Consider the following 524-nt stretch of genomic DNA (forward strand, 5'->3'; position numbering starts at 1 on the left):
CGCACACCCAGGCGGTGCCGCAGCACCCGCACGCCGTCCTCACCGGCCAGCTCGGGCCGCAGCGCGGCGATCTGCCGGTCGGACAGACCCGAGCGCTTGGCACGCCGCAGCAGCGGCTCGTCCAGCACCGGCGCGTCCTCGATCTCGCCGCGCAGGCCGATCAGCCAGGCGATCTGCTCGACGAACCACGGATCGATGCACGAGGCCTCGTGCACCTGCTCGACGGTCGCACCGAGCCGCAGGGCGCGCTCGACGGTGTAGAGACGGCCGTCGTGACCGGTCTTCAGCGCCTCCAGGGTGTTCTCCAGGGTGGCGCCGACCGGGTCGGGAGCGGTCCAGAACGACGCGGCCTTCGTCTCCATCGACCGCAGCGCCTTGCCCAGCGCCTCGACGAAGCTGCGCCCCATCGACATGGCCTCGCCCACCGACTTCATCGTGGTGGTGAGGGTGGGGTCGGCGCCGGGGAACTTCTCGAAGGCGAACCGGGGCACCTTGACCACGACGTAGTCCAGCGTGGGCTCGAA

1 pseudogene is annotated in these 524 nt (G+C 71.2%); it reads right to left on the minus strand.

The window, feature by feature from the left end:
• Positions 1–524 (minus strand): annotated as a pseudogene (gene carB, locus IMZ35_RS30265) (carbamoyl-phosphate synthase large subunit); the annotation flags it as partial.

Source organism: Umezawaea beigongshangensis, assembly GCF_016464305.1.
Taxonomy (GTDB): Bacteria; Actinomycetota; Actinomycetes; order Mycobacteriales; family Pseudonocardiaceae; genus Umezawaea_A; species Umezawaea_A beigongshangensis.